Below are 9,016 nucleotides of genomic sequence, written 5' to 3'. Positions count from 1 at the left end.
GGAACAATTGATGACTACGCCTTTCCCAGTCGAGTCGATCATCTCAGCACTCGCCAGTATGCCCGATTGGTCGATGAGTGGGTGACTGCAATCGGGCTAAGACGCGAAGACTACGGCACACACTCGCTTTGACACACGAAGGCCGCGATGATCTACAAAGCGACGGGCAATCTTCGTGCGATCCAGATCCTGCTCGGACATACCAAGATCGAGAACACGGTCAGGTACCTTGGTGTGGACATCGAGGATGCGCTGGAACTAGCGGAGCATGTAGAGATTTGACCGAATGCGACCCCGCGACCGCACCTATAGGGGAAAATGTTTCCAGTTTTAGCAGTTCGATCTAGCGGCTATGCGCCCTCATGGCTGCCACTAAGCGGGACGCGTGTGTCACCCAAAGCGGTCACTTGCCAGGCGATCGGTTCCACGTCTCGCCATGGATCCCGTCCTATCTCGATTGTTAATATCAACGTCGATGCCCAGCAGATCATAGACTCTCACATGACTGCAATGACTTAACAAAACGGCCTTGAAATTCCCTATGTTTTCCCATCGTGCGCGGCGTTGGATGCCACCTTTGTGTGATCAGGAGAAGCTCTCCAACACCGCAAGGAAGGTATGCCGATCGCCTTGCCCTTCAGTCAGCCGCACGCGGCCCTCGATATCAACCAAGTGGTGATCCATCAGTTGCTGCGCCTTGGCCAAGTCCTTAGCCTTCAAGGCTGCGACGATCATGCGGTGATGATCCGCGCCGCAGTCGTCCTTGGGCTCTTCCTCGTACAAGGCCATGACCAGTGAGAGCCGTGCGACGATCTTCGAAAGCATTTCCGTCAGCACAGGATTTCCAGCGGTTTCGGCGAGCACTATGTGAAACTTGCCGGAGAGAACCGTTTTGGACTTCTCATCGCCATGGTGATGGATGTGCTCTTCCTCGTCCGTCAGCTTCTGAAGCGCATCCAGTTGTTCGGTGGTCGCCCGCGCAATCACGAGTTCCAGCAGAAGTCCCTCGAGCTTTCGGCGCGCCTCGAACAGGTTCCTGGCCTGCGCGATGCTTGGCTCCGCGACGAAGGTGCCGCGATTTCTCTTCCGTTCCAGGAGATGGTCGCTTTCAAGAACGCCAAGCGCACCGCGCACAACCGTTCGGCTGACGCCGAAATGCTCTGCGATTGCCTCTTCCAGAATCTTCGTGCCCGGCTTGAGTGCACCTTCGCCGATGGCGGCTGCCAGCGTGGCACGAATTCGCTCCGAAACGTCATCGTTGTTATCGGCACTATCCGCCAACCCGTTGCCCGCCGGGATCGCCTTGGCGCTTTGACGGCGCGTCTTCCTCATTGCCTTCACCACTTCAAGCCTCAGCATTTCTTGCGTGTCCGGTAACCCGCCGCACTGAATATCTTTGCACTGTAATTATTTCCATAAGAATGTTTCTGCGCAACCTGTGAATTTGGACGGCAACGCGAATTGGAAACGCTGGCGGAAATTTCCGCCAGCGCTTTGTATCTCAAGACTAGGCCGCCTTCTGTTTCGTTGCCGACGAAGACAAGACGATCCCCTTTTCCGCGCAAAGCGCCTCGATGTGGCTGGCCGATCGTTTGATGAAGCCGATCGTCTCATTGAAACCATAGGATTGGCTTTCGTAGGTCGGGTAGCCGTACTGGGAGCTTTCGTAGGCTTCCCAATTCGGAACCTCACCGGATGCGACCCGCTTTTCGTAAGTATCGACCATGGCCATGTAGGCACCTAGTTCGCCCAGTGACAGGTCTGGGTGGCCGGCCCTCCAGATTGGGTCGTCGATCTCAATGCACTGGCGAGGATTGGCCTTGCGGGGCTTGTCGTCGACAGACTGGGCAACCTCCAGCGACAGGTTCAGGGCAGGATTGGCTTCTGCAAGGATCGGAAGGATCGTCGCGAAATCGACGATACCGCCGCCCACGGGTCTGGTCTGGAAGTCGAGACCGCCTGAAGCACGGCCGACATAGGCATCCTTGATATGCGTCTGGCGGATATAGGGAGCCAGGCGCTTGGCTGCGAAGACCGGATGTTCTCCGCGCTGCAGGCCGTTTGCCGTGTCGAAGACGACGCCGACGCAATCGGCGCCAACCTTCTCGATCAATCGCAAGATCTCAAAAGAGGTGATCTCGTCATGGGTCTCGATGTTCATGTGGGTGCCATGGGCGCGGGCAACGGGCGCGAGCTTCCGGAGGACATTTTCCATCCCGAGCAACTGCTCCTCCCAGGTCACGTCGGTGCGGAAGCGGTCATTGGCCAGCCGGCCGCGATATTCGCCCTTGAAATTGCCTGGTGCGACCCAGAGCTCATGGCAGCCGATCGCGGCGCTGGCCTCGATCATGCGCGTGAAACCGGCAATGATGTCGCCGCCGCCGGCTGCCCGCAGCGCCGGTTCCTCGGCGCTGCAATAGGGATTGATCTTGCCGATGCCGCTTTCGAGATAAAGCCCAAGCTCATCGGCTTTCGCACGGATATCCCTGAGGACACCGAGGTCGAGCGTGGGGCTCATGTCCAGCGCCGTGCTGAAGAAGATGCCGGCGAGCCCAAGCTCCTTGACGTGCTCAAGACTTGCCAACGGGCCACGCTTCTTCGCCTCAGGCAGCTTTATGCCGTCGATTCCCAATTTCATGTCGTTTCCTTTGCTGTTTCCTGATCGGATGCGCTTCACTGGCGATCCTTGGTGCTATTGGTCGGTGCGTGATTGTCGATGTCGCGGCGTTCATGATGTGCGTCGCCACCATCCGCGCGCTTTATTTGCAGAGCCGTGACCCTTCGGCTGAAGGCTCTGTTCAAGGAAATGCTGGCCGATCGATGCGACTGACGTGATTGTGAGGTACCAGATCGAGGCGACGAACAGCAGCTCGATGATCAGGAAGTTCCGGGCGTAGATCGCCTGCGCCTGCGTCAGCAGATCCTGCATGCCGATGACCGAGACGATGGCGCTGGCCTTCAGCATGCCGATGGCCTGGTTTCCGGTTGGGGGAATGATGAGGCGAGCCGCTTGCGGCAGGATAACTGCGCGCAACCGCTGTACCGGTCTCAACCCCAATGCGGCGGCCGCATCGCGCTGTCCGCGATCGACGGACATAAGGCCGCCACGGATAATCTCGGACATGTTTGCCGCTTCGTGCAGCCCGAGCGCCAGAAACCCTGCGAGCGAAGGCGTCACCAGATCGTTGATCGAAATGGTGAAGCTCCCTATCCCAACCTGTGGGATGAAGAGAGCGATATTGAACCAGAAGAATATCTGGACGATCAGCGGCACACCGCGAAACCACCACACAAAAACAGCCGCCATGGCCTTGAGGACCAGGTTTTGGCTCGTGGCCATCACGGCAAGCACGCATCCGAGCGCGGTACCGAACACCATGGCACCTGCCATCAGTTCAAGCGTCAGCAGGACGCCGCTCAGGATGGAGGGGTGCACGAGGTAATGCGGAATCTCGGACCATTGAATGCTTTGGCTTTGGGCCACGATCAGGGCAAAGAAGGCCATCGCAGCTATCGCGATGGCACCGATTGCGATCTGCCCCCACTGGATCGGCCGCGTGCCGCGTGGGGCATGGGAAAGAGTGATTGGTTGAGCGGTGAACAGCGCCATGGCCGTCAATCCACAGGCATGCTTGCGGCGTTGTTGACCTTGACGGTCTTCACGGCCAGCGGTCCGAGGCTCCACTTCTTCATGATGGTCTCGTAGGCTCCGGAGTCCACCATCTGCTGCAAGGCGGCAACGACGCTGTCACGCAGTTGCGGATTGTCCTTGGCTGTCAGCATGCCGAGGTAGCCGACGGCCAGGCGGATATCGGGAAGTGCCTCTAAGCCCTTGCCGTTCCCCGTCTGGTTTTCCGTCGTGTAGACGCTGGTGGCATAGCCGTTGACGGTCGCGTCGGCCCGACCGGTGCGAACTGCCTGCAGAACATCGGGCATCTTCGGGATCGCCATGATATTGATCGGAGCCTGGCACTTGGCCGAAGCCGTTTCGACCAGTTTCGCCTGGAAGGTGCCGACCGGAACCGCGACTTTCTTGCCGCACAAATCGGCCATGCTCTTGATGCCGAGAGGATTGCCCTTGATGGTCATGATCGTGGTCGCATCGTACATGTAGTCGATGACGTCGACCTGCTTCTCCAGTTCCGGATCGTCGTTGATCCCGGAAATCGAGATGTCGAACCGTTTGGACAAAATCGATGGGACGATTGCCGCGCCTGCGCCGACATCGGTCATTTGAACATTCACACCGAGAATGATGCCCAGCGCTGCAGCGATGTCTGCGTCGATGCCGACGAGTTTGCCGTCGTCAGCGTGGAAGCTGATCGGTGGGGTCAAGTCGGTCGCGACTTTCAGGATGCCAGATGTTCTGATGGCCGGCGGCAAGGCTTCAGCCAGTTTCTTCGTCAGCACGACGCCTGGCATCTTTGAAACATCGGTGCCGGGGGCTATCTCTGTCCCGCCAGCGCTGCTCTGCAAAGAGACGGCGATCAGCGTGGCGATAGTCGCGGCAAGCCCCATTTTAAAAATTCCCTGAAGGCTTTTCATGTGATCCCCATTTTCATTTTTGTTCTCATGAATTCTCGGGGTCTTTCACGCAATTGCCGTGCCAAATGCAGATGATTTGTAATATCTATTTGATATTGAATAGATATTTACGAATAAAAATAATTCGAACATTAATTCGTATAATTGTGCGAATTATGTTTCGAACATTATCTGCATATTTTTTACCCTCATTACCGATTCTGTAGGCATCACGGGCGACCGCAGTTCCGGCGAGGCACCCACGTGGGCGCCTTTCGTTCGCAGATCGCGCCCAATTCCATGTCTCGCGACAACGGACAACTCGCCCGATCGATCAAAAAACGCTCACAGGCATGCTCAATAAATATGCTCGATGGACGGAATATTTCCTGTTTAAAAATTCGAATGTGATGACGAAATATAATAATTATAAAGTTTCGAATATTTATAAATCAAAAATATCGCATTGTTTTCAGGTGACTATGATCTGATTGATGGCCAGTTGTGAAAGTTGGCACGCAGCTTGCTCCTCAGCTCTCATGAACAAGATCGACGCAACACTCCTCTCCAAGTCGTGTCTCCGCCTCATGCCGGAGAGCACGCATCCATCCGTGTACTCGTCGCAACCTCAGGGAAACCAGATGCCAGACACCCAGAATGTTGTCGGACGGAAGCGGCTGAGCGTTCACGGCCTCACGCATAGTTACGGTGGGCAGAATGCGGTTAGCGACGTTTCGTTTGACATCGAAGCCGGTGAGATCGTCGCTCTGCTTGGTCCAAGCGGTTGCGGCAAGTCGACGGTCCTGCGCGCGATCGCGGGGCTGATCCAGCCGAAGACCGGGAAGATTGTCCTTGGAGACAAGGACCTCGCAAATGTCTCCGCCAGGTCGCGCGGTGTCGGCATGGTTTTTCAGAACTACGCGTTGTTTCCGCACCTGACCGTTGCCGAAAACATCGCCTATCCTCTTGCCTGCCAGCAGCTTCCACGGCCTGAGCGGAAAGCTCGCGTCGAGGAGATGCTGTCTCTTGTCAGGCTCGGCGGCTATGGCAACCGCCTGCCGCGGGAGCTGTCGGGCGGACAGCAGCAGCGCGTCGCCGTTGCGCGAGCGATTGCGGGCCGTCCATCACTTCTGCTGCTTGACGAGCCCTTCGGTGCTCTCGATCGGGCATTGCGTTTCGATCTCCAGGTCGAACTGCTTCATCTGCAGAAGACGCTGGGCATCACCACGCTCATCGTCACCCACGATCAGGAAGAAGCGCAAAGCCTGGCGAACCGGCTGGTGCTTATGAACAGGGGACATGTCGAGCAGATCGACACGCCGATGACCGTCTACGATCGGCCGAAGACCCTTTTCGTGAACACGTTCATTGGACAGGCCAATCTGCTGCATGGAACAGTACTCCGGTTCGACGGCGAGACCACATTGATAGGCCTTGCGAACGAAAAGACACTCGCGCTGCCGCGCCGCCTGAACTTCACCATCGGTTCGAAGGTCACGATCACGTTCCGGCCTGAAGAGGTTCGTCTGTCGACGCGGCCGAATGGAACCGCGTTGCCGGTGCACATGACGATATCCGTGCCTCTCGGGCCATCTCTCGTTCATGACCTTGTTCTCGAAGACGGCACGGGTCTGCGCGCCTCCGAGGTGAGAGGACCGTCCACCACCATCCCCGAGCCGGGAGCGCAATTATTTGCCGAGATCGACACTGCAAGGTGTCACGCCTTTCCGGCTGAACCGGACAGCACCCCGTAAAGAAACAGATCAACAGAGGTGAACATGATGATGAAAGATTTTCAGATGACCCGTCGTGGCTTCGGCTTTCTGGCCGCCGGCGCTGCCGTATCAGCCATGCTTCCTCTTTCCGCGCGCGCTGCGGGTGGCGGGGCGGTTGCAGCCACGTTCCCAGGCAGTTGGGAGGACGCTTACCGGACCGTCCTCACTCCGATGGTGCAGAAGGCTGGCTACGATCTCACGATCGCACCGGCCCTCGCGCAGGACCAGCTCGCAAAGGTGATGGCGAGCCCCGGCAACCCGCCCTATGACACGCTGCTGATGTCGCCGGGCCAGATGGCCGTCGCCATCGAGAACGATCTGATCCAGAAAATCGATCCGAGCAAGCTCAAGAACTGGGGAATGCTTGATCCGTCGTTTCAGGGCGAATATGGGCCGACCGTGACCATCGAGGTCAACGGCATCGCCTATAACCCCGATCTCGTTCCGAAGCCGAAGGGCTATCGCGATCTCTTCGAGAACCCGGCCTATAGTGGCAAGGTATCGTGGACAGGCTTTGCCTCGAACACGGCGGTCATGGCCTATACCGAAATCGCCAAGATCTTTGGTTCCGGTCCCGACGACATGGATGCCGTCTTCAAGCTGTTCAAGGATCATCCGGAGCATCTGAAGGGCGTCGTCGACAGCACCAATCATCAGATGACGCTATTCCAGCAGGGCGAAATCGCCGTCTTCATGTGCTCGACCGGCAATGTTGCCCGCCTCAAGAGCCTTGGTCTCAACGCCGAATTTGCCCACCCGGAAACCGGATCGCCGGCAGCTCCGGTCAACATCCATCTGACCAAGGGCACAGCCAATCTTGATGCGGCATACGCCTATATGGATGCCGCCATCTCCAAAGCAGCCCAGGATCAGCTTAAGGAGCCACCGACGGAGATGTTCCCGACGAACAAGGACGTCGCGCTAACGACCGGCATTGAAGCCTATGTCACCCGCGATCAGATCAAGACGATGGTCTATCCGGACTGGGTCGCGATCAACAAGCACCGTCCCGACTGGATTCGCCAGTTCGACGCGCTGGTGGCTGGTTGAGGTGAGATGATGAAGGCGAGCGGCTTCCCATACGTCGTACCGATGCTATTGCTGTCCGTGGCGTTCTTCGCAACGCCGCTCGCCGTTCTCGTCGGTTTCAGCTTCGCCGGTCCCGGCGGAGCAACTCTCGAGCACTATGCGCGCTTCTTTGGAGATGCGTTCAATTTCCGCGTCCTCGTCAACACCGCGCGGCTTGGCCTCGAGACTGTGATCGGCACCACGTTGCTCGGCGTACCGATCGCGCTGCTCTATTGGCACGGGGGCCGGAATCTGCGTCAGGTCCTGATTTTTCTAACCCTTATTCCGATGCTGACCAGCAACGTTGTTCGGACCTTCGCCTGGATCGTCATCCTCGGCCGTCAGGGGCCGATCAGTGAAACGTTGATGGCGCTGGGTCTCACGGGAATGCCGACCAGCCTTCTGTTTACCGAACTCGGTCTGCTGATGGCCATGTGCCAGATCGACCTGCCGCTGATCATCCTGCCGCTGATCGCGATCCTGTCGCGCACGCCGGTACAGCTCACCGAGGCGGCGCAGGTCTCCGGCGCCGGTCCATGGCGCATTCTGGTAACCGTGCTGTTGCCGCTCATGCTGCCGGGTCTCTTGGCCGGCTGGATTCTGGTCTTTGCCAGCACCAGCAGCTCCTTCGTCACCCAGGCCGTGATCGGTGGCGCTCGAAACGTCTATGTTCCGCAGTTGATATATCGCGAAGTCGGAACGCTGTTCGACTGGCCGCTGGCGTCAGCCATCGCGGTGGTTCTCCTCTTGTCGACGGGATGCCTGCTAGTTGCACTTACAATGATATCCCGTCACAGGAGGCTCGTTGGTCATGCCTGATCGCCGCGAAAACCCGATACCGATTTTCCTCTACAAGGCATTCGTCTTCGGCTTTGGTGGGCTCTGCGTCATCTATCTCGTCGCGCCTATCGTGATCGCCTTGACGATGTCGTTCACATCAGGCCAGACGCTGAAATATCCGCCACAGGGCTTCTCCTTCAAATGGTATGAAGCGCTGCTGGACCCTGTGAGGTCCGCAACGGAACACATCGCAGCCTGGAATTCGCTGAAGATCGCCGGCCTTGCCGTTCTCGGATCACTGCTCTTTGCGGTGCCGGCGACCATTGGCATGACGCGAATGAAGCGTAGCACCGTTGGCACGATCGAGCCTTTGCTTCTGGCTCCGCTCGTTCTGCCGAGCCTCGTCTATGGTCTTGCCGCCCTGATTGTCGCCAATTTCATCGGCCTGCGGCCTTCGCTCTGGCTGACGGTAGCAGGCCATATCGTCGTCTTCGGTCCGCTGATGTATCGCGCGGCGTCCGTCGTTGCGCAGGGTCTCAATCCGTCGCTTGCCGAAGCCTCGACGGTGATGGGGGCGAGCTGGTTCATGACGCTGCGGCGCGTGACCCTGCCGCTGCTGATGCCGGGCATTCTCGCCGGCGCGTTTCTGGTCTTTATCCAATCACTCGACAACGTCTCGGTTTCGCTTTTCCTCGCGGATGCCCGAACGACGGTGCTGCCACTGCGCATGTTCGCACTGATCGAAGAATCGCTCGATGTCCGGGTCGCGGCGATCTCAGGAATTTTGATCGCTGTGACTTTGGTCGGACTACTCGTCGCCCGGCGCGTTCTGGCACCACCCCGGTAGGCCTGAACGGCCCGAACCCACC

Annotated in this window: 7 protein-coding genes and 2 pseudogenes; 5 read left to right on the top strand and 4 right to left on the bottom strand. The window is 58.0% G+C overall.

Going from position 1 to position 9,016, the window contains the following annotated elements:
- Positions 1-282, top strand: a pseudogene (locus RRH01S_RS34050) (tyrosine-type recombinase/integrase); the annotation flags it as partial.
- Positions 283-585: 303 nt separating this feature from the next.
- On the opposite strand, the gene RRH01S_RS27425 reads toward RRH01S_RS34050, so the two are convergent.
- The 4 genes from RRH01S_RS27425 to RRH01S_RS27410 all read right to left on the bottom strand — a co-directional run bounded on the left by RRH01S_RS27425 (position 586) and on the right by RRH01S_RS27410 (position 4,545).
- Positions 586-1,332 (bottom strand): GntR family transcriptional regulator, encoded by a 747-nt coding sequence (locus tag RRH01S_RS27425; RefSeq protein WP_012651327.1) that lies wholly within the window; start codon positions 1,330-1,332, stop codon positions 586-588.
- 175 nt (positions 1,333-1,507) lie between these two features.
- On the bottom strand, positions 1,508-2,638 hold the full coding sequence (locus RRH01S_RS27420) for a sugar phosphate isomerase/epimerase family protein (protein WP_042475596.1): 1,131 nt from the start codon (positions 2,636-2,638) through the stop codon (positions 1,508-1,510).
- A 90-nt stretch (positions 2,639-2,728) separates the two neighbouring features.
- Positions 2,729-3,610, bottom strand: a complete 882-nt coding sequence (locus RRH01S_RS27415; protein WP_012651329.1) for an amino acid ABC transporter permease — start codon at positions 3,608-3,610, stop codon at positions 2,729-2,731.
- A 5-nt stretch (positions 3,611-3,615) separates the two neighbouring features.
- Positions 3,616-4,545: an ABC transporter substrate-binding protein gene (locus RRH01S_RS27410; RefSeq protein ID WP_042475593.1), complete on the bottom strand. Its 930-nt coding sequence runs from the start codon at positions 4,543-4,545 to the stop codon at positions 3,616-3,618.
- Positions 4,546-5,063: 518 nt separating this feature from the next.
- Between RRH01S_RS27410 and RRH01S_RS27405 the strand changes: the two are divergent.
- The 4 genes and pseudogenes from RRH01S_RS27405 to RRH01S_RS27390 all read left to right on the top strand — a co-directional run bounded on the left by RRH01S_RS27405 (position 5,064) and on the right by RRH01S_RS27390 (position 8,994).
- Positions 5,064-6,300: pseudogene (locus tag RRH01S_RS27405) on the top strand (ABC transporter ATP-binding protein).
- Positions 6,301-6,308: 8 nt separating this feature from the next.
- Positions 6,309-7,349: an ABC transporter substrate-binding protein gene (locus tag RRH01S_RS27400; protein ID WP_042475608.1), complete on the top strand. Its 1,041-nt coding sequence runs from the start codon at positions 6,309-6,311 to the stop codon at positions 7,347-7,349.
- Between the two features lie 6 nt (positions 7,350-7,355).
- On the top strand, positions 7,356-8,186 hold the full coding sequence (locus tag RRH01S_RS27395) for an ABC transporter permease (protein WP_012651333.1): 831 nt from the start codon (positions 7,356-7,358) through the stop codon (positions 8,184-8,186).
- Positions 8,179-8,994: an ABC transporter permease gene (locus RRH01S_RS27390; RefSeq protein WP_012651334.1), complete on the top strand. Its 816-nt coding sequence runs from the start codon at positions 8,179-8,181 to the stop codon at positions 8,992-8,994. The genes RRH01S_RS27395 and RRH01S_RS27390 overlap by 8 nt, the downstream gene beginning before the upstream one ends.
- Positions 8,995-9,016 lie beyond the last annotated feature (22 nt).

Source organism: Rhizobium rhizogenes NBRC 13257 (genome assembly GCF_000696095.1).
GTDB classification, from domain to species: Bacteria; Pseudomonadota; Alphaproteobacteria; order Rhizobiales; family Rhizobiaceae; genus Rhizobium; species Rhizobium rhizogenes.
This window is presented reverse-complemented; position numbering and strand designations above follow the sequence as displayed.